The sequence below is a fragment of the Neorhizobium galegae genome (assembly GCF_017877055.1).
GTDB classification, from domain to species: domain Bacteria; phylum Pseudomonadota; class Alphaproteobacteria; order Rhizobiales; family Rhizobiaceae; genus Neorhizobium; species Neorhizobium galegae_D.
The window spans coordinates 197,747-220,506 of sequence record NZ_JAGIPG010000002.1 but is presented as its reverse complement, the minus strand read 5'-3'; the positions used below and the strand labels follow the sequence as shown (position 1 = coordinate 220,506).

Genomic DNA, 22,760 nt, shown 5'->3' with positions numbered 1-22,760 from the left:
CTAGTGGTGCAGGTCGGGCGGCGACTTGTGGAAAATGTCGTCGCTCGGCGGGATTGTCTGACGCTCGATCAACCGGTGGACGCGAGGGCCTTCTTCGCCGCGATGAAGAATGCGGATCGCGTCCCAGACCTCGGCATCCGCCTGGGTGCGGCGCTGGTTGTGGCGCACATAGTCGGCCCAGGTGGCGGTGTGATAGGTCTCCGTCCAGATTTCCGGATGTTCCAAGTCGCGCATCAGCGCCCATTGCCGCGCGCCATCGCGGATGCGAATACGGCGTCGCTGCGACATCAGCGTCAGGAACTCCGGCACGTCCTCGTCGGCGATGGTATAGTCCACCAGGGAGACGATGGGTCCGCTGCGTGGCTGCAGGTCGAGGCTCAGCATCGGCACGTTGAAGCGGTTGAGCGGATCGAGATTGGCATCGCTGAACTGAGGCAACGGCAGGCGCATGCCGATCACGGCGCCAAGCAGCATGACAAGGCTCGATAATGTCAGCGCGATCGAGACGCCGAACGTATCGGACAGGATGCCCCACACCCAGCTTCCGCCGGCAATGCCCCCGAACGTCGCCGTCTGATAGAAGGAAAGCGCGCGGGCGACCACCCAGCGCGGCGTCGAAAGCTGCACGGTCGTGTTGAACAACGACAGAGCCAGAACCCAGCAGGCGCCGGGCACGAGCAGGACGATCGCGGTCAAGAGCGTGCTTGAACTCATGCCGATGATCGCGGCGCTCGCGGCAAACCCGAGAAAGGACAGGCGGACGATCGACTCGCTCGACAGCTTTTCGCGCAGGCGTGAATTGCCCATGGCGCCGGCGATCGCACCGACACCGAAGGCTCCGAGCATGATGCCGTAGGTCAACGGGCCGCCGGAGACCAGGTCGCGCGCGACGATCGGCAGAAGCGCCAGGACGGCGCTCGCCGAGAGGCCGAAAACAAGGCCCCGGAACAGCACGTTGAGAATGTTGGGCGACATGACGACGTAGCCGAGGCCGGCCGACAGCGCCCGCAGAAGCGTCTCGCGCGGCAGCGCATTGTCGCGGCCTTCCGGCTTCCAGCGGATCAATGCATAGATCAGAGCGAAATAGCTCATGGAATTGGCAGCGAACGCGGCGGCAGCACCGGCAGCCGCGACGATCGCGCCACCGATCGCGGGGCCGACGCTGCGGGTGATGTTGAAGCCGACACTGTTGATCGTCACCGCAGCCGGCAAGACCTCGCGGGGCACCATGTCGCCGACCGAGGCCTGCCAGGCCGGATTGTTGAGCGCCACGCCACAGCCGAGCAGGAAGGTGAATGTCAAAAGCAGCCAGGGCGTCAGCAGGTCGAGATAGGCGAAGACCGTCAGCGTAAGTGAGACGGTAAGCATGAAGAACTGCGCCGTCAGCATCAGGGTGCGGCGGTTGACGTTATCGGCCAGCGCGCCTGCAATCAGCGAAAAGAGCATGATCGGCAGCGCCGTCGAGGCCTGGACCAGTGCGACCATGTCCTCGGAATCGGTGATCGAGGTCATCATCCACGCCGCGCCGACAGCCTGAATCAGGCTGCCGAAATTGGAGGCGAGGCTGGCGATCCAGATCGTTCTGAAGGTTTGGTGCCTGAAGGGAGCCAGGGTCGATATCCGATCGGGCACTTTGTCCTCGTTCTTTCGTGCGTCGTTCCAAACGGTTATAGACCTGGCAGAACCAAATTCCAGTCGCCCCGCCCCCAGAATATGCGACTCTTGCAATCGGGGGTCTGAAAGCGTATATGCACCCCATATTCTTGATCGTCCGATGAAGAGTGGGCCCCACCGGACCCGCTCTTTTTTGTTAGGCGATCACTGTAACCCAGACATTGGGCCCAGCCATGGGGCAATGATTGCCGGAGAGCTTATGCCGCAAACCGAATACGAGCCGCGGCTCATCATCGAGACCGGGCTTGACCTGAGGGTCGCCGAAATCATCGAGCCCGTGCTGACCGCCATGGACTATCGCCTGGTGCGTGTGAGGATGCTGAACCAGAACGGCGCAACGCTGCAGATCATGGCCGAGCGCAACGACGGCACCATGGACGTCGAGGGCTGCGAGGCCGTATCCGTGGCGATTTCGCCGGTCCTGGATGTAGAAGATCCGATCGATCGGGAGTATCATCTGGAAGTGTCCTCGCCGGGCATCGACCGCCCGATGGTCCGCAAGTCGGATTTTACCCGCTGGCTGAACCACCTGGTCAAATGCGAAACGTCGATCATGATCGACAACCGCAAGCGGTTCCGCGGCAGGATTACCGAAAGCGATACGGACGGTTTCACGATCGAGCGGGATCAGGTCGCCTATGGCGAGGAACCGCGGGTGACGATCCCGTTTTCGGCACTGGCCGAGGCAAAGCTCATTCTGACCGACGATCTGATCCGCGACGCGCTTCGGGCCGACAAGCTCGCCAAGGCGCAGGCCGCGAACCAGAACGAAGAAGCAGAAGACGAATAAACCGAACAGAGACTTGTGCCTTTCCCCGGAAAGGCCTCATCGTTTGACCTACGGAGACCAACGACAATGGCAGTGAGTGCGAACCGGCTTGAACTTCTGCAGATCGCGGATGCAGTGGCGCGCGAAAAGGTCATCGACCGCGAGATCGTGCTGGCTGCGATGGCCGACGCCATCCAGAAGGCTGCCCGCTCCCGCTACGGCTCGGAAACCAATATCCGCGCCGACATCAATTCCAAGACCGGCGAAATCCGGCTCCAGCGCCTGCTGGAAGTCGTCGAGCACGCCGAGGACTACGGCACGCAGATCCCGCTGGCTCTCGCGCTCGACCGCAACGTCGATGCCAAGATCGGCGACTTCATCGCCGATCCGCTGCCGCCGATGGATTTCGGCCGCATCGCCGCCCAGTCGGCGAAGCAGGTCATCGTCCAGAAGGTGCGTGAAGCCGAGCGCGACCGCCAGTTCGACGAGTTCAAGGACCGCGTCGGCGAAATCATCAACGGCACCGTCAAGCGCGTCGAATACGGCAACGTCATCGTCGACCTCGGCCGCGGCGAAGGCATCATCCGCCGCGACGAGATGATCCCGCGCGAGAACATGCGTTATGGCGATCGCGTCCGCGCATACGTCTATGATGTCCGTCGCGAACAGCGCGGCCCGCAGATCTTCCTGTCGCGTACCCATCCGCAGTTCATGGTGAAGCTGTTCACCATGGAAGTGCCGGAAATCTACGACGGCATCATCCAGATCAAGTCGGTCGCCCGCGATCCGGGTTCGCGCGCCAAGATCGCCGTGATCTCGAACGACTCGTCGATCGATCCGGTCGGCGCCTGCGTCGGTATGCGCGGTTCGCGCGTCCAGGCCGTCGTCGGCGAATTGCAGGGCGAGAAGATCGACATCATTCCGTGGTCCCAGGATCCGGCGTCGTTCATCGTCAACGCGCTGCAGCCGGCCGAAGTCGCCAAGGTGGTTCTCGACGAGGATGCGGAGCGCATCGAAGTCGTGGTTCCGGACGAGCAGCTGTCGCTTGCCATCGGCCGCCGCGGCCAGAACGTCCGTCTCGCGTCGCAGCTGACCGGCTGGGACATCGACATCATGACGGAAGCTGAAGAGTCCGAGCGCCGCCAGAAGGAATTCAACGAGCGCACCAACCTCTTCATGGAGGCCCTCGACGTCGACGAAATGGTCGGCCAGGTGTTGGCTTCGGAAGGTTTTGCGCAGGTCGAGGAACTGGCTTACGTCGATCTCGACGAAATCTCCTCGATCGACGGTTTCGACGAAGACACCGCAACCGAAATCCAGACCCGCGCCCGCGAATACCTGGAGCGGATCGAAGCCGAGATGGACGCCAAGCGCAAGGAACTCGGCGTCCAGGACGAGTTGCGCCAGATCGACGGCCTGAACGCCCAGATGCTCGTCGCGCTCGGCGAGGACGGCATCAAGACGATCGAAGATTTTGCCGGTTGCGCTGCCGACGACCTCGTCGGCTGGAGCGAACGCAAGGACGGCGTGACCAAGAAGTTCGAAGGCCTGTTCTCGAAGTTCGACGTTTCCCGCGTCGAAGCCGAGAACATGATCGTCCAGGCCCGCCTGTCGGCAGGCTGGATCACCGAGGAAGACCTCGCAAAGGGTGCCGCGGAGCCGGAAGCTGAAGCGGAGGAGGCGGACGCCGTCGAGCAGGAATGATCCCGCTCGCGAATGAGCCGGACGCAACCGAAAACGGACCTGTCGATGATGACCTGGGCGAGATCGTCGTGAACGACCGTACCTGCATCGTCACCCGCGAGGCGGGATCGCCGGAAACGCTGATCCGCTTCGTGGCCGGTCCGAACGGCCAGGTCGTGCCCGATCTGAAGCGCCAGCTTCCGGGCCGCGGTTGCTGGATCAAGGCCGAACGGTCGCTCGTCGACCGTGCGGTTCAGAAGAAGCTTTTCGCCCGGGCTCTCAAGACCGAGGCGAAGGCGGATGCGGATCTCGGCGCGCTGGTCGATCGCCTGCTCGCCGCCGATCTCGTCGGCATGATGAACATGGCGCGCAAGGCGAGCCAATTCGTCACCGGCGCCACGAAAGTGGACGCCGCCGTGCGCTCGGGCGCGGCACTTGCAGTGTTCCATGCGGCCGATGCGGCCGCCGACGGAGTGAGAAAAATAGACCAGGCCCGCAAGGCCTGGAAGCTCGGTTCGAATACCGGGGAAGACATTCCGTCCTTTTCGCTCTTCACGAGCGCTGAATTGGACGAAGTGATGGGCCAGAATGCTTTTATCCATGCCTGCGCGCTTGCGGGGCAGGCGGGTGAGGGTGTAGTGAAGCGCGCAAACCTGCTTGAACAGTACCGCATGGGCGGTCTGTCCCAGACAAAAGGTGTCGCTGACATGCCGAAACAATGACGCGGTCACCGGCTTTAGCCGGACGCACATCGATATGTACGGATTAAACGACGGGTTCTGATGGCTTCCATCCGTTCCTGTCCGAAGGAACAGGAACGGAATGACCGACAACAAAGACGATAAGACACTCGGCGTAAAGAAGACCCTTACACTGAAGCCATCTGGGATGAGCCAGGGTACCGTCCGCCAGGACATGGGTCGCGGCCGCACCAAGGCCGTCGTCGTCGAAACAGTCAAGCGGCGGCCGACCCGGCCGCTGGACGAAAAGCCTGCAATCACGCCTGTAGCCCCGGCGCCCGCACCGCGGGTGGTCGAGGCTGTCGCACAGCCGGTCGCGCCCCAGCGTCCGCCACAGCCGCAGCAGCCAGCCGCTCCGGTGGCGCGCATCCACCAGCCGGGCTCGCAGAATGCACGGCCGCAGCAGAACCAGCGCCCGCCGCAATCCAATCAACCGCAGCGCCCGCAGCAGCCCAACCAGCCGCAGCGTCCGCAGCAATCCAGCCAGCCGCAGCGTCCGCAGCAGCGTCAGGGCGGCGCCGTCCTGCATGATCTTTCCGCCGGCGAGATGGAAGCCCGTCGCCGCGCTTTGATGGAAGCGCAGGCGCGTGAGGTCATCGAGGCCAAGCAGCGCGCCGAAGACGAGGCACGTCGCCAGGTCGAGGAAGAACGCCGCAAGATCGAGGAAGCCGCCGAGGCTGCCCGCCGCGCTGCCGAACCCAAGGTCGAGCCGGTCGAGGCACCGGCAGCGGCCGAGGCGCCTGCACCCGCGGTTGCCGAAAGGCCGGTCGAGCGCGTTGCTGGAGCCCCTGCCGCCCGTCAGGGCGAAACACGTCCCCAGGCTCCCCGGCCTGCAACTCCCGGCGCCGCGCCTGCGGCACTGCCGGTTGCCGGTCGCCGCAAGGGTGCTGACGAAGAAGACGAGGATCGCGGTCCGCCGCGTGGCGCACCCGGCCGCGGCCGAGTCCCTGTCGCTGCTCCCGCCAAGGTTCCGGCCCGTCCGAAGACCGAGGACGAACGCCGCCGCGGCAAGCTGACGGTGACCACGGTCAGCACGGACGAGGACGGCAATGCCCGTGGCCGTTCGATGGCCGCGACCCGCCGCCGGCAGGAGAAGTTCCGCCGAAGCCAGATGCAGGAAACGCGCGAAAAGGTCATGCGCGAAGTCATCCTGCCGGAAACCATCACCATTCAGGAACTGTCGCAGCGCATGTCCGAACGCGCCGTCGACGTCATCAAGTACCTGATGAAGGAAGGCCAGATGATGAAGCCGGGCGACGTCATCGACGCCGACCTCGCCGAGATCATCGCCGGCGAATTCGGCCATACCGTCAAGCGCGTATCGGAATCCGACGTCGAAGAAGGCATCTTCAACAAGTCGGACGACGCCGGCGAAATGGTGTCGCGGCCGCCGGTCGTCACCATCATGGGCCACGTCGACCACGGCAAGACCTCGCTGCTCGACGCCATCCGCCATGCCAACGTTGTATCCGGCGAAGCCGGCGGCATCACCCAGCATATCGGCGCTTATCAGGTGGAACAGAACGGCCAGAAGATCACCTTCATCGATACCCCCGGCCACGCCGCCTTCACGGCGATGCGTGCCCGTGGTGCGCAGGCGACGGATATCGCGATCCTGGTGGTCGCGGCCGACGACAGCGTGATGCCGCAGACGATCGAGTCCATCAACCACGCCAAGGCGGCCGGTGTCCCGATCATCGTGGCGATCAACAAGATCGACAAGCACGAAGCCAACCCGGACAAGGTCCGCCAGCAGCTTCTGCAGCACGAAGTCTTCGTTGAATCGCTGGGCGGCGAAGTGCTCGACGTCGAGGTTTCTGCCAAGAACAAGACAAACCTCGACAAGCTGCTCGAAGCCGTGCTGCTGCAGGCCGAAATCCTCGACCTGAAGGCCGACCCGAGCCGTACGGCCGAGGGTACCGTCATCGAAGCCCAGCTCGACCGCGGCCGCGGTGCGGTTGCGACCGTTCTTGTCCAGAAGGGTACGCTGAGACCGGGCCAGATCATCGTTGCCGGCGATCAGTGGGGCCGCGTTCGCGCGCTCGTCACCGACAAGGGCGACCACGTCAAGGAAGCCGGACCGGCGACCCCGGTCGAAGTGCTCGGTCTTTCCGGCACGCCGGCTGCGGGCGACAAGTTCGCAGTCGTCGAAAACGAAAGCCGTGCTCGCGAGATTTCCGAATATCGCCAGCGTCTTGCCCGCGACAAGGCGGCTGCCCGCCAGTCCGGCCAGCGCGGTTCGCTCGAACAGATGATGAGCAAGCTGCAGGATACCGGCTTCAAGGAATTCCCGCTGGTCATCAAGGGTGACGTGCAGGGCTCGATCGAAGCGATCATCGCCTCGCTCGACAAGCTCGGCACCGATGAAGTTCGTGCCCGCATCGTTCACTCGGGCGCCGGCGCCATCACGGAATCGGATATCTCGCTTGCCGAGGCATCCAATGCGGCGATCATCGGCTTCAACGTCCGTGCCAACGCCCAGGCCCGTGCGGCCGCCGAGCGCAACGGCATCGAGATCCGCTACTACAACATCATCTACGATCTGGTGGATGACGTGAAGTCGGCGATGTCGGGCCTGCTCTCGCCGGAACGCCGCGAAACCTTCATCGGCAATGCCGAGATCCTGGAAGTGTTCAACATCACCAAGGTCGGCAAGGTCGCAGGTTGCCGCGTCGTCGAAGGCAAGGTCGAGCGCGGAGCCGGCGTCCGCCTTATCCGCGACAACGTCGTTGTCCACGAAGGCAAGCTCAAGACGCTCAAGCGCTTCAAGGACGAAGTCGGCGAAGTGCCGATGGGTCAGGAGTGCGGCATGGCGTTCGAGAACTACGAAGACATGCGCGTCGGCGATACGATCGAATGCTTCCGCGTGGAGCATATCACCCGCACGCTGTGACGACAGGCGAACAGCCCGAACACTTGCAGGAGCCGTCCGTGACATTCACGGGCGGCTCCTGGCGTTTTGAGTATTCGGTTTCCCGTGAGGAACTGGCCGCCGGGACTGAGTTTCTGGTCCGGTATCGGGAAAACAACCGACAGGTCCGGCCGCGGCTCGTCAAGGCGCTCCTCACCTCAACCCTTCTTTTCGCGCCGTTCCTCATCTTCATTGCGATGACCTATGTCGATGACTTTCTCAGGTGGCTCTCGGACGAGTGGCAAGGGAGCCTGATCAATGGCGGCATGCCCTCGCTTCCTGCCATCGCCGGGCTCCTGCTTCTGATCTTGCTGATGATGAGGCCCAGCAGGGCGGCGCTGTCGGCACCGGTCATCCGGCACGAGGAGCGCGACGTCTATCACATCAGGGCCAGGATTGACGCGATTGCACTTCGTTCGCATGCCGACGGCATGACCGTGGAACTCGATGCGAGGGATCTTGAGGAAATCGTCGAACTCGATGGTTGGCTTCTGCTTCTCCACACCGGCGGACCGGTCCTGCTGCCGCGGCGCATATTTCCCGACGACGAGACCGCAGACACATTCATATTTTTCGTTCGCCGCCTGATACGCCTCCCGTGGCGCATTCGTTGGAGCGTCATGCAGGCAGATGGACACAAAAAGGATGGCTCGGACCGTTGAATATGCGTCCCGACCGGCACCGGCCTGAACATGGTAAAAATTTTCAGCTTCTACCCGGGAGCTCGCGACGGTAAGCATCTATCCTCTATCCGCATTTTTCAGTTTCCGAGGAGGACACCATGCCGATTTCATTCGACCTGACGGGCAAGACGGCGATCGTTACCGGCGCCAATACGGGCCTCGGCCAGGCGATATCCGTAGCGCTGGCGCAGGCCGGCGCGGATGTGGCGCTGGTCGGCCGCTCCTCCATGGCCGAGACGGAGACGGCGGTCAGCGCGGCGGGCGGCCGCAGCCTGTCGATCCAGGCGGATCTTTCGTCGCTCGAACCGGTCGATCGGATCATCAGCGAAACGGTCGCATGGACCGGGCGTGCCGATATCCTTGTCAACAATGCCGGGATCATCCGCCGGGCCGACGCGATCGATTTCAGCGAGGCCGACTGGGACGCGGTGATGGACGTGAACCTGAAGACCGTGTTCTTCCTCTCCCAGGCGTTTGCACGCCGGCTGATCACCGAGGGCAAGGGCGGCAAGATCGTCAATATCGCCTCACTGCTCTCCTTCCAGGGCGGGATCCGCATCCCTTCCTATACCGCCTCGAAGAGCGGCCTCGCCGGCCTGACCCGGCTGCTTGCCTGCGAGTGGGCGGCCAAGGGCATCAACGTCAATGCCATTGCGCCCGGCTATTTCACAACCAACAATACCGAGGCGCTGCGCGACGATCCGGATCGCAACGCGGCGATCCTCAGCCGTATTCCCGCCGGACACTGGGGCCAGCCGGAAGAGCTCGGCGGAGCCGCCGTATTCCTCGCCTCGCCGGCATCCGACTATGTGCATGGCGTCGTTCTACCGGTCGATGGCGGCTGGTTGGCGCGTTAAGCGCGTCCGCCTCCGCCCGGTCTTCCGGGCAACGGAACGCTCCTCCCACGCGTGAACGGGGCAAATGCCACGGCACGCGTGAATTTGATCGGCATCTGGCAGATTTATTAGTTGCCAATTCCACTCATGTTTATTATCCGGTAGCTGCAACATCGCGAACCCGGCGGCAGTGACCGGCGGCGTTCCGGTGTCCCGTTTCCGTCATTGTCGACCAGCGCTTCAGCGCTGTCCGCCATGCCGAACAGTCCGGAGTATCGCCTGCCATGACCGCTGCCCTGAAGCCCGCTTTTCCGATGCGCCAGCCAATCAGGAGCCGGCTCCCGCTCGTTCTCGCGACCTTGGCACTGACGGCTTCGACGGTGATGGCGCAGGCACCTGCACCGGATGCGTCGACGCAAGCACCGCCCTCGCCACAGGCGGCCTCACCTTCCGGTGCGCAGCCGACCCAGACGCTCCCCGCTCCTGCAGCGCAGGCAGCGCCGACGACCTCCCGCACAACGCCGAACGAGCCGGCAGCCTTGCAGACCGCGGCACCGCCCGCCGCGCAGCCGACCAATCCCACCGCCCCGCAGCCGGAAGCTTCCGCGTCGCAACCCGCCGTTCCGACGGGAGCACCTGCGAGCAACAACGCCCAGCCCGCGTCAGCGAGCCCGGCCCAAGCGCCAGCCCAGGCACCGGCGGCGCGCCAGCCGATCGACATGTTCACCCAGTTCCTGGAGCCTGAGCAGCGTTCGGACCTGCCGCACAACCTTTCGCCCTGGGGAATGTTCATGGCGGCCGACTGGGTCGTCAAAGGCGTGATGATCGGGCTTGCGTTTGCCTCGCTGGTTACCTGGACGGTCTGGCTCGCCAAGACCTTGGAGCTTGCTGGCGCCCGTGCCCGCGCCGCGCGGACGCTGAAGGTCATCCGCACCTCCCGCACGCTTTCGGAAGCCGTCGGCGTCGCCGGTGGCCGCGGCGGGCCTGCCGCCCTGATGCTGCGGTCCGCGGCGGAAGAAATGCAGCTCTCCGAAGCAGCCCTCGACCATGCCCATGGCGACGGCGTGAAGGAGCGGGTCGGCTCGGCGCTTTCCCGCATCGAGGCCTATGCCGGCCGGCGCATGTCGCGTGGCACCGGCATGCTTGCGACGATCGGTTCGACGGCTCCGTTCGTCGGCCTGTTCGGCACGGTCTGGGGTATCATGAACGCCTTCATCGGCATTTCGGAATCGCAGACCACCAACCTCGCCGTCGTTGCGCCCGGCATCGCGGAAGCGCTGCTTGCGACCGCGATCGGCCTCGTCGCGGCCATTCCGGCGGTCGTCATCTACAACGTCTTCGCCCGTTCGATCACCGGCTACCGCCAGCTGCTGGCGGATGCCGCGGCGGGTGTGGAGCGACTGGTGAGCCGCGACCTCGACTTCCGCAAGGTTCCTCCTGGCAGCCGCAAGGCGCCGGTCTCGCTGGTGGCAGGAGGCTGACATGGCCGGCGGCATCCGCGAACAGCACGGCGACGAGCTTTCCGAAAATCACGAGATCAACGTGACGCCGTTCATCGACGTCATGCTGGTGCTGCTGATCATCTTCATGGTGGCGGCCCCGCTGGCGACGGTCGACGTCAACGTCGATCTTCCCGCCTCAACCGCAAAGCCCGCCGAACGGCCGGACGAGCCGCTCTACCTGACGGTCAAGGAAGACCTGAGCCTCAACATTGGCAATGATGCGGTGGCGCGCGAACAGCTGGCGGCAACCCTCGACCGTGTCACCGAAGGCAAGAAGGACACCCGCGTGTTCCTGCGGGCCGACAAGGCGGTCGATTACGGCCAGTTCATGGAGGTCATGAACCTGCTGCGCGATTCCGGCTACCTGAAGATCGCGCTTGTCGGGCTTGAAACGCTGCCGGCACCGGCCTCCCCAGTCGCGCCGGCGCCCGCTGGAAGTGCTCCTGCGGCCGCGCTCGCCGTACCGGCAACCGGAGGCAATCCATGAGCCTCGTCGTCTCGCAGACAGGTCCGGGCGGACGCGTCGGCGAGCTGGCGCTGTGGGGCGCTGCCGGACTGCTGATGCTGACGGTGCATTTCGGCGCCGCGGCCTATCTGATGCGCGAACAACCCGAAGTGCCCGCCGACAACGCACCGCCTGCAGCGATCATGATCGAGCTGGCGCCGGAACCGGAAGCCGCCAATACCGAGGAAGAACAGATCTCTCCTGACATGCAGGAGCAGGAACAGGTGATGAGCGAGCAGGCGGAGCCGGTCGAGGAACCGCAGCCGGAGCCCGTTACCGAACCCGTCGAGCAGCCGATCGAACCGCCGCCGCAGGAAGTCGCCGAACCGGTCGAGCCCGAACCGGTGCAGCCGCCCGTGACGGAACCGCCGCCGGAGCCCCAGATCACCGAAACCATCCCCGAACCGCCGCCGGAACCGATCGAGGAGCTCAAGCCGGTCGATGCACAGATGACCGCGGCGCTGGAAAATGTCGAAGTGCCGTTGCCGGCGATGCGGCCTCTGCCGCCGCCGGTCGCTGAAAAGCCGCCGGAACAGCCCAAAAAGCCGGAACCCCGAAAGGAGCCGGTGAAGAAGGTCCAGAAGCCGAAGCAACAGCAGCAGCAGGCCCAGCCGGATATGGCCGAGGCGAAGATCCAGGCCAGGCAGTCGGACCGGACGGCAGCGAGCCAGAACTCCACGAGCCTCTTCTCTTCGTCGGTCTCCCCGCAGCAGTGGATGACGCGCGTGCGCACGAAGATCGCCCGGTATGCCCGCAAGTGCCCCGGAAACGGAACCGGGATCGTGACGGTCAGCTTCAGCTTTGACGGCGGCGGCAATATCGGCAGCGTCTCTGTGTCTGGTTCTTCTGGGAATGCCGCGATCAATGACTATGTTGTATCGGCGGTCAAGCGTGCATCTCCCATCCCCGCCCCGCCGTCCGGTGCTGGAAATTCGCTCAACCTGCCGGTAAGGTGCGAATAGCCGCCAGATCTGTGTGTGGCTCCCGCTCTTGAACCGACCTGGATTCCAGCATGCACATCCTTCTCGAAGAAGCCGAAGCGCTCGTTCAGAGCGTATTCGAAGCTAACGGCGTTCTTGCCGAGACGGCCCGCTCCGTCGCCCACGCGCTTGTGCAAGCTGAAGCTGCCGGGCAGTATGGCCATGGCCTCCGCCGCGTTCCCGCCTATATCGGCCAGGCACGCACCGGCAAGGTGGACGGCAAGGCCAAGGCGGCCGCATCCCGCCCGCGTCCGGCGGTGCTTCTCGTCGACGCAGCGCTCGGTTACGCCTACCCGGCCTTCGATATCGCGGTGGCCGAGCTTCCGAAGATCGCCCGGGAACAGGGCATCGCGCTCGGCGCCATCCATCGCTCGCACCATGCGGGCGTCATGGCGCTGACCGTGGAGCGGTTCGCCGAGCAGGGTCTTGTCGCAATGATGTTTGCCAATGCGCCGGCCTCCATGGCCGCCTGGGGTGGCAGGAAGCGGTTGTTCGGCACCAATCCGATCGCGTTCGCGACGCCGGTAGCCGGCGAAGATCCGCTGGTGATCGATCTTGCTCTGTCGACCGTCGCCGCCGGCAAGATCATGGCCGCACGCCAGAAGGGCGAGAGTATCCCCGAAGGCTGGGCCTTCGACGCCGACGGCAGGCCGACCACCGATCCGCACGCGGCGCACAAGGGTCTGATGGCGCCCTCAGGCGGCGCCAAGGGTGCGGCGCTGGCGCTGATGGTGGAAATCCTCTCTGCGGGCCTCACCGGCTCGAACTTCTCCTATGAGGCAAGCTCGTTCATGGACGAGAAAGGCCCGCCGCCATCGGTCGGCCAGACGCTGATCGTCATCGATCCCTCCGCGAGCACCGCTTCGGCTGCCGAGCGGATCGCCGAACTGGCCGGCGAGATGGCCTCCGAGGAAGGCGTGCGCCTGCCCGGGCGGCGCGGCCAGAACGCGCGCCGGAAGGCGATCGAGCAGGGGCTCGATGTCGAGGACGAGGTGATTTCGGCGATCAAGGCGCTGGTTTAGGCCCGAAGCGCCGCTGCCGGCGACTGGCGGTAGGCGAGAATGGCCGGCACGGCGGACAAGACTGCCGCTGCACCGAGCAGGATCAGCGCCATGCGCCAGTCTTCTCCCGTAAAACCGACCGGCAGGATGATACCGCTCCTGACAGTAAACGCATCGGCAATCAGCCGGGCGGCGGCAAGGCCGGTCAGGAAGCCGAGGCCGATGCCGACCGCCACCAGCAGGAAGAGTTCGAGCCAGACGATCGCGAAAACCGAGAGACGCGGCGCGCCAAAAGCCCTGAGCGCGCCGATCTGGCGCCGACGCTGGCCGATATGGGTGACGGTGACCAGAACCAGGGCGGCCGCCACCAATCCTTGAGAGCCCGCCGCGACGGCGCTCAGAACCATCCTGGCATCGCCGAGCGTCGCATAAAGGCTGGTGAGCACCTCGCCCGGAAAAACCGCAAGCGTATTGCCGTTTCGGTATTCCTGCCGGAGCTTGTAGGCATCGGCAATCGTCTTCGGCTTGACGAGGACCGCCGGGAGGCCCGGGGCATCGGCTGCGAAATTCTCGTCGATCGACGCATCCGCATCGATGGTGCCGTGATGGTCATGATCCTCGTCGGCATGCTCGTCGTGACCGCCGGCCTCGGCGGCTTCGCCTTCATGCCGAAGATCCCCGGCATGTTCGCGCGTCGCTTCCAGCGGGGTGTGGCCATGCTCGTCCGCGGCCGCTGCCTGCGTTACCTGCAGCGCTTCGCCTTCGTGATGTTCTTCTTCCTCATGCTCATGATCGTGGCCGAGGCCATGGACGTGCCAGACGGCCTGGATCGGCACGAGAATGGCGCGATCCCAGGGCGTTCCCGTCGGCGGAAGCTTGCCGGTCACGTGATATACGACGCCCGCATGGGTTTCGCCGCCCATCTGCGCTGTGCCGTGCATGGGCTTGATTTCAGCACCGACCGACAGATTCACGGCCGCACCGATCACCGCCTCGCCCTCCCTCTCGAACATGCGGCCAGCGGCAAAACCGGAAACGGTGCTGCCGATCAGTGCACGGGTGGTGCCGACCAATGGATAGCCGGCAAAGGAATCACCGAAACCGACAGGCGCCACCCAGGTGACGCGCGGATCCTTCGAGAGCTTCGCCAGCACCTCGCCCGGCATCAGCGGCAGCGGCGCCGGCTGCAGGAAGATCGAGGAGAGCACGAGCTGGGTTTCGCTGCCCGCCGCGCCGATGACCAGATCGAACTTGTCGGCGGCGCGGGCGCTGCCGAGCCGCAAGGCGCGTTCCTGCAGCGTGACCGTGACGCCAAGGGCAGTGGCAAGCGCCACGAGAAGCACGACGACGACGGCACCGGCCCAGAGACGGCGCAGATCGGCGAGGATGAAACGGATCATGCGGCGACCTCTTCGCCACGGCCGTCGGCGACAATCCTGCCGGCGCCGAGCGTGAGGCGGCGGTCAAGCCGGCCGATCAGGCGCTGGTCATGGGAAACGACGATCAGAGTGCTTCCGGTTTCGCCGGCTATATCCAGAAGCAGCCGGCCGACCACCTCGCCCGCCTCCAGATCGAGGCTCGCGGTCGGTTCGTCGGCAACGATCACGCCCGGCTTGCGCAGCACCGCACGAGCGATCGCGACGCGCTGCATCTCGCCGCGCGACATGGTCTCGATCTTCTGGTCGGGACGGTAAAGGCCAACGCTCTTCAGGAGATCATGCGCACGCGCGGTCAGGGCCGCATCGGCGACCCGTGCCAGCCGTGCCGGCAGAAGCACATTCTCCACCGCGGAAAGGCCGGGAAAAAGATGAAAGTCCTGCATGACGAGGCCGACATGTTCGGCCCGCCAGCGGTCGCGCGCCGTCTCGGAAAACCGGGTTACATCCTCGCCGCTCCAGACGACCTTGCCGGAGGTAGGGCGCTCGAGCCCGGTCACGACGTTGATGAAAGTACTCTTGCCGGAACCGGAACCGCCGGTCACGGCTACGCGTTCGCCGGCTGCGATCGCCAGAAAATCGACCAGCAAAACCGGGCTGCCGAGACCGGGGAACGATTTGGCGAGATTGTCTATATGCAGGGAAAGCATGGTCACGCGGCCTGGTATGCCGCGTCGCGGATTCTCAGGAGACTGACAAATCCGGTGTCGGGGTCCTTCCACGAACCAACGTCGAGCGTGCCACGCACTTCGATCGTTTCATTCGCCTGGGTGAAGGTCTGCTTGCGGTGGAGATAGACGACAACGATGTTGTCGGGCCAGTCCGCGTCGGACGAGCAGAAGGGGCAGAGCGCCATCGGCACTTCGGTCAGCACGAAAAAAGCCGCCTCGGCCTTCAGCGGTGGCGCCATGAAACCGCGGATAGCGACCTGGCTGCCGGCCAGCTTCTTGACCTTGTCGGAAAACTCAAGCCCGAGGACGCCGTATTTGGCGTAGAGTTCCCCGAAACCGAGGTCGTCGGCTGCGGCCGAACGGGCCGACGCCAGCAGCGGTGCGGCGGCGAGGAGGCCCAGCACGGAACGCCGGTTGAAAGCGGACGAAAAGAGTTCTGTCATGAAACCCTCCTGAAACGGTATTCCCGGCCGAGTTCCGGCCGGGAGCATTGTTTTATCACGGGTGCGGCCGTCGGCCAGACCTTAGTTGGTCTGCTTGCTGCCGAGAGCGAACGCGTCGGCGAGAACCTTGTAGACGTCGCTCTGTTCCATGTAGCCCTTGAAGCCTTCGGCACCGGGGCCGGTGGCCTGCAGGACGACGTCGTCAACAGCGTGGACGCCGCTGTCGCCGCTCTTCGGGATATTGCCCTGAACGAAGACAGCGCCCGGAACATTCTTGTACTGTTCGTTGGCTACGTATTCCTTCTTTTCGTTCTGGATGGCCGGAACGAACGGGCCTTCCATCTTCGGGCGGAAGGTTTCGTAGTGATCCGGGCCGTTGTTGGCGGCGAGGAACAGGCGACGGGTCACGTCGATCTTGTCCGGATAACCGTCGCCGTTCTCGTCCTTGTAGTTCGGGAAGCCGGCTTCCGCATAGATGCCGACCTTTTCGCGCATTTCGGTGCCCGGCTTTTCGTCATCGACGGTGCCGATGATCGATACGCCATGGGTGTGGTCGCCGGTGACAACGATCAGCGTGTCGGGGTTGGCCTTCTGGAATTCACGGGCAAGGCCGATCGCCTTGTCGAATTCGATCGTATCGACGACGGCGCGATCCCAGTCCAGCGGATGGGACATCTTGTCGATCGAGGACGCTTCGACCATCAGGAAGAAGCCGTCTTGGTCCTTGGACAGGCGGTCGAGAGCGACCTTGGTCATGTCAACCAGACCCGGCTGGTTCGGATACTTGTCGACGGTGCCCTTCTTCAGGAACTCGCGGTCAAGCGCAACGTCCAGGTTGCCTGGATGGAAGAGGCCGAGAAGCAGCCCGTTCGCATTGACGTTGGCGGCAAGCTCGGTCTTGTCCGTGGCGACGCTGTAGCCGGCATCCTTGAAGAGCTTGATGTAGTCCTTGTCGTCCTTGCGCTTGGAGCCGGCAGTGGCCTGCGGAAGGAAATAAGCGGAACCGCCGCCGAGCACGACGTCCGGCTTTGCAGCAAGCAGCATGCCGACGACGTCTGCCTTGTCGTTGCGGTTGCGGGTGTGGGAGACGACGGCCGCCGGAGTGGCGTCTTCGACTTCGGACGTGGCGACGATACCGATCGACTTGCCGGTCTGGCGGCGAAGAGCTTCGGCAATGGTCTCGACCTTCGGATCATCGAGCGAATCCGGCGTGCGGTCGGCATAAACGCCAATCGCGTTGACGGCGGTCTTGTGGCCGGTCATGTAGGCCGACATGGTGTTGGCGGAGTCCGTGGCGACAGCGTTGGTCGCGGACGTGCCAATGAAGGCAGCCGGCGGAATATCGTCGAGATTGAGACGGCCGTTGGCCTTGCCCTCGGTCATGCCCTTGGACATGATGCGGGCAGCCGTGCGGTGCGCAACCGAAAGGCCGTCACCGAGGAAGAAAATGACGTTCTTGGCCTTCGGGGCAGCGCCCGTGCCGTAGACGTTCCAGGTGACATTCTTGGTTTCCGAACCGGCGGAAACTTCGACCTTGTAGTCACCGGCAGTGGCGATGGTCAGGCCGCGCAGGATGACGGCAGAACCGAGGACCTTGTCCTTGTTCTTTTCTTCCGCGACGAACTGGACTTCCTTGCCGAGTACGGTCTTGTAGTCCTGGCCGTTGACGGTGATCTTGACGTCTTCCGGCTTGACGACCGAGCTGAACTCAACCTTGAAGTCGAAGGGCGAGCCGGTGAGGATCGTGGCGCGATCCAGCGGATAAACGGTGGCAGCCTGGGCGGCGCCGGCGAGCGCGGTCGACACGACCAGAGCGGCAAAAATCTTGCGCATAGTAACCTCACGAAAAGTTCAAAGGGAAGGCGAGGTTTCGTATACTGTCGGTGCATGACACCTACGTGACGCCATCACGGATCGCAACCCGCACAAACTCGGCTGCCGTGAGGCCGATAACAGCGCTTTATAAGGGGGAACCCTGCTCCAGAAACGGAAAAAGCCTGGCGCGGGAGGAGGGTGCGCCAGGCTTTAAACTTGATCGACAACTGGGAGGAGGAGGATGTTGTCGATCCGTATCGAGCAACACTGGGAGGAGGAGTGCGTCGCTCGATGAGCAAACATATAGGCTAATCGTTTAATCACGCCAACCCACCCTGCCGCAATGCAGCAATGCATTTGGCGCAGAGCTGAGCAAATGCCCCAGACCTATCCGATCGCTCAGAGAAGCTTTGTCGGCCCCCTGCACCGCTCTCTCAAGATCACCATATCGCTCGGGAAAAACGTGGTTTATAGCGATTCTGACAGACCGACGGACGGACGGAGACGGACATGGCAGAGATCAGGTATCACGAAGGCGATATTCCGGCAGCGGCTGCGGCGCGTTATAGGGGGGCGATTGCCATCGATACGGAAACCCTCGGCCTCGTACCCCGCCGCGATCGGCTTTGCGTCGTGCAGCTTTCGCCTGGCGACGGTTCCGCCGACGTGATCCGCATCGCGGCCGGCCAGAACGAGGCTCCAAACCTCGTCTCCATGCTTGCCGATCCGACCCGCCAGAAGATCTTCCACTACGGCCGCTTCGATATCGCCGTGCTCTTCCATACGTTCGGCGTGACCACGACGCCGGTGTTCTGCACCAAGATCGCCTCGCGGCTGACCCGCACCTACACGGACCGGCACGGACTGAAAGACAATCTGAAGGAAATGCTGGACGTCGATGTTTCCAAGGCGCAGCAGCAATCCGACTGGGCAGCCGAGGTCCTTTCACCGGCGCAGCTCGAGTACGCTGCCTCCGACGTGCTGCACCTGCATGCGCTGCGCGACAAGCTGAGCTACCGCCTGGTGCGCGACAGGCGTGTCGAACTTGCCCAAGCCTGTTTCGAGTTCCTGCCGACGCGGGCGAAGCTGGACCTGCTCGGCTGGGAAGAAGCCGATATCTTCGCCCATAGCTGACGGGCTGACGCGCGGATGGATCAACGCTATCGCGGGCGCCCGGCGGCACACGAGACCGGGCCTTATCTCGAGCCGCTGCGACGTCTCATTCGCGGCGCGCTCGCGCCGCTTCCGTGGTGGCTTTCGGAATTCATCCTGTTCGGGCTGAAACAGGCCTGGGCTTGCCTGTTCGCGGCAATCATGCTGGCGCTGCTGCTCATCACCAAAGCCGTCTGGCAAGAGGGCTGGCCGGTCCATCGCTACGATTTCCTGTTTCTCGCCGCGCTGACAATCCAGATCCTGTTCCTGCGATTCAAGATGGAAAGCTGGGACGAAGCCCGGGTCATCCTCGTCTACCACGTCACCGGGACTGTGATGGAGATATTCAAGGTCCATATGGGGTCATGGGCCTATCCGGAAACGTCGTTTATTCAGATCGGCGGCGTGCCGCTGTTTTCCGGCTTCATGTACGCCGCCATCGGCTCCTTCATGGCCCGCACGATCCGCATCTTCGACATGCGCTTCAGCCATTATCCGCCAATGTGGCAGACCGGCCTTCTGGCAATCGCGATTTACGTCAATTTCTTCAGCCATCATTTTCTGCCGGACATCCGCTATCTTCTGTTTGCGGCGACCGTGATCGTGTTCCGGCGGGTGAACATCCATTTCACCACCGACAGCACAACTTTGCGGATGCCGCTGGTGTTTGCCGCGTTTCTCTCCTCGGCCTTCCTGTGGCTTGCGGAGAATATCGGAACGCTGACGGGCACCTGGATCTATCCGACACAGGAGACATGGCACGTCGTATCGTTCGGCAAGCTCGGGTCCTGGTATCTGCTTCTCTATGTAAGCTTTGTGCTGGTGACGCTGGTGTTGAAGCCTCGGCCGCCCGAATAGATAAGAGTGGCATAACTTCCAGTTGCCCGGTAACGTCTCGTTAACCCTTCAAATCTAACTTTGCCCGCGGTGTACCTCTCGACGAGACCGGATTTCGGGCCATGTTGCTTCCCACCCAGCAGACTTATGGGCTTGCCGCGACCAACATGATGCAATCGATGCTCGACAGCATCGAGGAGCAGCGCAAGAAGGACGAAGAGCAGCAGACCGGCAAGAAAAACGACCCGGTCACCGAAGCCCGTATCAGCGCCAGCGAAGACGCCCGGCGCGCCCGCGACAAGATCACCTCGGCCCTTTTCGGCGTCACCAGGACCGACCCCAACGAGCTGAAGATCGAACTCGTCGATCGCCTGGCCGCCAAGCTCGGTATCGATACGGACGAAGCGCGCTCTTCCTACAAGCTCGGAAAAGCGCTGGAAGACGCGCTGAAAGAGATGGCGCCTGACGAGATCGGCGAACTCGTCGAAGATCTCGGCCTCGAAGACATCGGCATCTCGATGGACACGCTGCTGGCGTCGATCAAGAACCCTTACGGCGACGACAACCAGCGACTGATGGACGGCCTCAACCGGAAGGCCAATGGCGGCAAGCTCGACACGGAAGTCGAGCGCGTCGTGCAGCGGCTCGAGGACGTCGCCGATCCGAAGACGCTTGAAGAATTGAAGCTCGGTCCGCAGGGCTACGATCCCACCCGTGTCGAGGATGCCGAAACCCGCGCCGAACGCCGGGCAGACATCGAGGCGGCCGAAGCCGGCAAGAAACTCGAGGACGTCCAGAAAATTCAGGACATCATTGAAAAGAAGAATGACAAGGCGAATGCCGAACCGGCTGCCGCTGCCGATGGCGCGACCGACACGGCATCCGTGGACGATACGGCGCTACTGGCCCTGTTTGCTGCAGCCGCCGAACAGGCCGCCGGCTCCGATACCGGCGACGCTGCCGACAGCCCCGTTTCCGAGGATAGCTCCAGCAAGGACGAAGCCTCTGCCGCCGTGCGAGCGGAAAACGAAGCGCCGACCAATGAAATGGCGGCGAAAGCGATCGAGGAGCTCGCAGCCGAGAACGCCGACCAATCCTATGCCGACATCGTGCCGGTGCATGTGGACGAGATCGGTATCTATGAATTGTTGAAAAAGAAGTTGGCTGCGTGATCCTGCAATAAACCCCCAGTCCCACCCTCATCTGCATCGCAATGGATCATTTTCGCTGAACCCTCAGCGAAAGATGGAACCCGTTAGCGAGTTGTTAACCTTTTTGCCCCACAGTCATATCTGTGTATCGGCACTGGCGACGCCATGAGGCGTTCCGGTCGCAACGCCGTTCGTTGCGAAAAGACAAGAACCCGTTCAGCCGAGCTGTCCTATCGTCTCTATCAGACATTGGAGCGGACGATGCTGCCCCCGGTTCGTACCAGTTCATTCGTCGACTACCAGACACCGTCGCAGCAACCGTTGCTCCGCCAGCGGATCGACGTGGCCAATACCGCGGCCAGCAGCGGGCTGATCGGTTCCTCGCCGATGTCGGCGGGGCGGCTGGATATCCTTTCGCTTTCGGCGCAACTCCAGCTCGCCCAAGGTTTTTCCATCTTCGCCGAAACCATTGGCAGGCTGATCAAGGTCCCACGCCGCGAAGGCGAGGCACTGGCGGATTATGCCCAGCGCCTTTCCGAGGCGGTCAAGGCGATGAACCCGGCCGAAAAGGCGGCCCTCGAGCGCACGCTCAACCAGCTCGTCAAGGGCGTTTCGCTGCGCCTGCTCACCGAAATCCTCAACAATCCCGCAGGTCCCGATGCTGCCCGCGTCGCCATACAGCTGGAGACCGCGCAGCTGCTCGAGCGCGATCTCGTGGCAAAGGCCGTCGTCAGCTCCTATCGGCAGAATGCCGGGGCGGAACAGGGGCCGAGCACCTTGCCGCAGCCGGCGAATGCGGCACCATCCGCGTCCGGCCAGGCTTCCGTGCCGGCGCCTGCGGCAGAGGCCGAGGCCGCGCAGCCCGGCGGGGAAACTGTGATCGGCGGACCTTTGCCGGAGGGGATTGCCGCCGAGGCCGCTGGGCAGGATGCGGAAGCACCGCCCGCGACGACAGGGTCCGGCGCCGCTCGGGATACGGCCGCGCTTTCCGCCGAAGTCGAGGCTCTGGCGGCCTCCGCCGACGAGATTGCATTGCTGGCGAGTGCCGAGACCGATCTGGACCCGGCACCGGTGTCGGCATCCGCGCAGGAAGCGGCCGAACTCGCCGAAAGCGAAACGCCTGAGCTTGCAGTCGTGCGAGCCGAAGACGCGCCTGAGAGCCCGACTGCGGCGCGCCCGGACGAAGGCCGGCAAACTGCGAACGCGGTTCCAGGTGATCGGCGCGCGGCTCAACCCGTCTTTTATGACGGTCCGGCACTGGCCCGGCTTTCCCAGCGCGGCCTCGAACAACAAGGCGGCGCGCGCGCGTTCAATGGGGAGAAGATGGCTGACGGCGCAGCGACCGTATGGCTCGCGGAAGTGCTTGCCGAGGCCACCAGCGACCTTCTCGACAGCCTGCCGGTTGCGGCAAGGCAATTGCCGGAACAGCAGGCGCTGCAGGAATTGACCGACAAGGAGTTCCTCGGAAAATCCGCCATGCAGGCGAGCGAGGCCGCGAGTGCCGCCGCGGCGAAATCCGTGCCGCCGGCCACCGGCGAACCGGCAAGCACCGGTTCAACGGGCCGCAGTACCGGTACGACCCCGAACGCAAGCAATCAGGCCGCGGGCACAACGGAACTCGCCGAGCAGCTGGCGCTCCCGATCGCCCTGCCGCACGCCTTTCGCGAAGGCGTTGCCCTGCCCTACGTCGCCTATCCGCCGGAGGAGCGCGAGCGGGACCCGGAGGAGCGCAAGACCAAGGCGATTTCGGAAACCGACGAGGACGGCGAACAGCAGCACTCGGCCGGCGAGCAGGCGTTCAGCGAAGAACGTCCGGACGAGGACCATGCCCAGGAAGACGAGAGCAACGACGCTTCGAAGGAAGGCGTCGAGGATGCGGAGCGGGCGAACGACCTCTACTGGCGCATGGCCGGCTGGACCTGAACTCCATCTGCAAAAAAATCGCGCATGAAAAAACCGCCGGACTTGCAT

The 22,760-nt window shown here is 63.7% G+C and carries 19 protein-coding genes; 14 read left to right on the top strand and 5 right to left on the bottom strand.

Annotated elements, in window-relative coordinates; genetic code table 11:
* Complete coding sequence (locus J2857_RS11275; RefSeq protein ID WP_210010292.1) at nucleotides 1-1,632, bottom strand: MFS transporter; 1,632 nt, start codon at nucleotides 1,630-1,632, stop codon at nucleotides 1-3.
* Between the two features lie 241 nt (nucleotides 1,633-1,873).
* On the opposite strand from J2857_RS11275, the gene rimP reads away from it, so the two are divergent.
* From rimP to J2857_RS11225, 10 genes are all read left to right on the top strand, one after another.
* A complete protein-coding gene (gene rimP / locus J2857_RS11270; RefSeq protein WP_210010291.1) occupies nucleotides 1,874-2,464 on the top strand; it encodes a ribosome maturation factor RimP in 591 nt (196 codons plus the stop codon).
* 66 nt (nucleotides 2,465-2,530) lie between these two features.
* The gene (gene nusA / locus J2857_RS11265; RefSeq protein ID WP_210010290.1) at nucleotides 2,531-4,147 is read left to right on the top strand and encodes a transcription termination factor NusA; all 1,617 of its coding nucleotides are present in this window, start codon (nucleotides 2,531-2,533) and stop codon (nucleotides 4,145-4,147) included.
* Complete coding sequence (locus J2857_RS11260) at nucleotides 4,144-4,848, top strand: RNA-binding protein (RefSeq protein WP_245363295.1); 705 nt, start codon at nucleotides 4,144-4,146, stop codon at nucleotides 4,846-4,848. The genes nusA and J2857_RS11260 overlap by 4 nt, the downstream gene beginning before the upstream one ends.
* 100 nt (nucleotides 4,849-4,948) lie before the next feature.
* A complete protein-coding gene (gene infB / locus J2857_RS11255; protein ID WP_210010289.1) occupies nucleotides 4,949-7,759 on the top strand; it encodes a translation initiation factor IF-2 in 2,811 nt (936 codons plus the stop codon).
* A 38-nt stretch (nucleotides 7,760-7,797) separates the two neighbouring features.
* Nucleotides 7,798-8,439 carry a hypothetical protein gene (locus tag J2857_RS11250; RefSeq protein ID WP_210010288.1) on the top strand — a complete coding sequence of 214 codons (642 nt, stop codon included), beginning with the start codon at nucleotides 7,798-7,800 and terminating at the stop codon, nucleotides 8,437-8,439.
* Between the two features lie 119 nt (nucleotides 8,440-8,558).
* Complete coding sequence (gene kduD, locus J2857_RS11245) at nucleotides 8,559-9,317, top strand: 2-dehydro-3-deoxy-D-gluconate 5-dehydrogenase KduD (RefSeq protein ID WP_210010287.1); 759 nt, start codon at nucleotides 8,559-8,561, stop codon at nucleotides 9,315-9,317.
* A gap of 293 nt (nucleotides 9,318-9,610) precedes the next feature.
* Entirely contained in the window at nucleotides 9,611-10,777 is a 1,167-nt protein-coding gene (gene exbB, locus J2857_RS11240) for a tonB-system energizer ExbB (protein WP_210011643.1), read from the top strand.
* 1 nt (nucleotide 10,778) lies between these two features.
* Nucleotides 10,779-11,285 (top strand): TonB system transport protein ExbD, encoded by a 507-nt coding sequence (gene exbD, locus J2857_RS11235; protein WP_210010286.1) that lies wholly within the window; start codon nucleotides 10,779-10,781, stop codon nucleotides 11,283-11,285.
* Nucleotides 11,282-12,265, top strand: a complete 984-nt coding sequence (locus J2857_RS11230) for a TonB family protein (RefSeq protein ID WP_210010285.1) — start codon at nucleotides 11,282-11,284, stop codon at nucleotides 12,263-12,265. Before exbD ends, J2857_RS11230 begins: the two co-directional genes overlap by 4 nt.
* Before the next feature lie 50 nt (nucleotides 12,266-12,315).
* A complete protein-coding gene (locus J2857_RS11225) occupies nucleotides 12,316-13,305 on the top strand; it encodes an Ldh family oxidoreductase (RefSeq protein ID WP_210010284.1) in 990 nt (329 codons plus the stop codon).
* On the opposite strand, the gene J2857_RS11220 is transcribed toward J2857_RS11225, so the two are convergent.
* The 4 genes from J2857_RS11220 to J2857_RS11205 form a co-directional block, all read right to left on the bottom strand.
* Nucleotides 13,302-14,684, bottom strand: coding sequence for an ABC transporter permease (locus J2857_RS11220; RefSeq protein ID WP_210010283.1), 1,383 nt, complete (start codon nucleotides 14,682-14,684; stop codon nucleotides 13,302-13,304). The genes J2857_RS11225 and J2857_RS11220 overlap by 4 nt on opposite strands.
* Nucleotides 14,681-15,370 (bottom strand): ABC transporter ATP-binding protein, encoded by a 690-nt coding sequence (locus J2857_RS11215; protein ID WP_210011642.1) that lies wholly within the window; start codon nucleotides 15,368-15,370, stop codon nucleotides 14,681-14,683. Before J2857_RS11215 ends, J2857_RS11220 begins: the two co-directional genes overlap by 4 nt.
* 2 nt (nucleotides 15,371-15,372) lie before the next feature.
* A complete protein-coding gene (locus tag J2857_RS11210; protein WP_210010282.1) occupies nucleotides 15,373-15,834 on the bottom strand; it encodes a hypothetical protein in 462 nt (153 codons plus the stop codon).
* 81 nt (nucleotides 15,835-15,915) lie between these two features.
* Nucleotides 15,916-17,667, bottom strand: coding sequence for an alkaline phosphatase (locus J2857_RS11205; protein ID WP_210010281.1), 1,752 nt, complete (start codon nucleotides 17,665-17,667; stop codon nucleotides 15,916-15,918).
* A 492-nt stretch (nucleotides 17,668-18,159) separates the two neighbouring features.
* Between J2857_RS11205 and J2857_RS11200 the strand changes: the two genes are divergently transcribed.
* From J2857_RS11200 to J2857_RS11185, 4 genes are all read left to right on the top strand, one after another.
* Complete coding sequence (locus tag J2857_RS11200; protein WP_210010280.1) at nucleotides 18,160-18,783, top strand: ribonuclease D; 624 nt, start codon at nucleotides 18,160-18,162, stop codon at nucleotides 18,781-18,783.
* Nucleotides 18,784-18,798: 15 nt separating this feature from the next.
* Nucleotides 18,799-19,659 carry a DUF817 domain-containing protein gene (locus J2857_RS11195; protein ID WP_210010279.1) on the top strand — a complete coding sequence of 287 codons (861 nt, stop codon included), beginning with the start codon at nucleotides 18,799-18,801 and terminating at the stop codon, nucleotides 19,657-19,659.
* 101 nt (nucleotides 19,660-19,760) lie between these two features.
* Nucleotides 19,761-20,810 carry a hypothetical protein gene (locus J2857_RS11190; protein WP_210010278.1) on the top strand — a complete coding sequence of 350 codons (1,050 nt, stop codon included), beginning with the start codon at nucleotides 19,761-19,763 and terminating at the stop codon, nucleotides 20,808-20,810.
* Nucleotides 20,811-21,050: 240 nt separating this feature from the next.
* Nucleotides 21,051-22,712, top strand: coding sequence for a hypothetical protein (locus J2857_RS11185; protein WP_210010277.1), 1,662 nt, complete (start codon nucleotides 21,051-21,053; stop codon nucleotides 22,710-22,712).
* The last annotated feature ends 48 nt before the right edge of the window (nucleotides 22,713-22,760 follow it).

Bases quoted from the DNA above. Each gene is read 5' to 3' on its own strand.
- rimP (WP_210010291.1), top strand. From the start codon at position 1,874: ATGCCGCAAACCGAATACGAGCCGCGGCTCATCATCGAGACCGGGCTT.
- nusA (WP_210010290.1), top strand. From the start codon at position 2,531: ATGGCAGTGAGTGCGAACCGGCTTGAACTTCTGCAGATCGCGGATGCA.
- J2857_RS11260 (WP_245363295.1), top strand. From the start codon at position 4,144: ATGATCCCGCTCGCGAATGAGCCGGACGCAACCGAAAACGGACCTGTC.
- infB (WP_210010289.1), top strand. From the start codon at position 4,949: ATGACCGACAACAAAGACGATAAGACACTCGGCGTAAAGAAGACCCTT.
- kduD (WP_210010287.1), top strand. From the start codon at position 8,559: ATGCCGATTTCATTCGACCTGACGGGCAAGACGGCGATCGTTACCGGC.
- exbB (WP_210011643.1), top strand. From the start codon at position 9,611: ATGCGCCAGCCAATCAGGAGCCGGCTCCCGCTCGTTCTCGCGACCTTG.
- exbD (WP_210010286.1), top strand. From the start codon at position 10,779: ATGGCCGGCGGCATCCGCGAACAGCACGGCGACGAGCTTTCCGAAAAT.
- J2857_RS11230 (WP_210010285.1), top strand. From the start codon at position 11,282: ATGAGCCTCGTCGTCTCGCAGACAGGTCCGGGCGGACGCGTCGGCGAG.
- J2857_RS11225 (WP_210010284.1), top strand. From the start codon at position 12,316: ATGCACATCCTTCTCGAAGAAGCCGAAGCGCTCGTTCAGAGCGTATTC.
- J2857_RS11220 (WP_210010283.1), bottom strand. From the start codon at position 14,684: ATGATCCGTTTCATCCTCGCCGATCTGCGCCGTCTCTGGGCCGGTGCC.
- J2857_RS11215 (WP_210011642.1), bottom strand. From the start codon at position 15,370: ATGCTTTCCCTGCATATAGACAATCTCGCCAAATCGTTCCCCGGTCTC.
- J2857_RS11210 (WP_210010282.1), bottom strand. From the start codon at position 15,834: ATGACAGAACTCTTTTCGTCCGCTTTCAACCGGCGTTCCGTGCTGGGC.
- J2857_RS11205 (WP_210010281.1), bottom strand. From the start codon at position 17,667: ATGCGCAAGATTTTTGCCGCTCTGGTCGTGTCGACCGCGCTCGCCGGC.
- J2857_RS11200 (WP_210010280.1), top strand. From the start codon at position 18,160: ATGGCAGAGATCAGGTATCACGAAGGCGATATTCCGGCAGCGGCTGCG.
- J2857_RS11195 (WP_210010279.1), top strand. From the start codon at position 18,799: ATGGATCAACGCTATCGCGGGCGCCCGGCGGCACACGAGACCGGGCCT.
- J2857_RS11190 (WP_210010278.1), top strand. From the start codon at position 19,761: ATGTTGCTTCCCACCCAGCAGACTTATGGGCTTGCCGCGACCAACATG.
- J2857_RS11185 (WP_210010277.1), top strand. From the start codon at position 21,051: ATGCTGCCCCCGGTTCGTACCAGTTCATTCGTCGACTACCAGACACCG.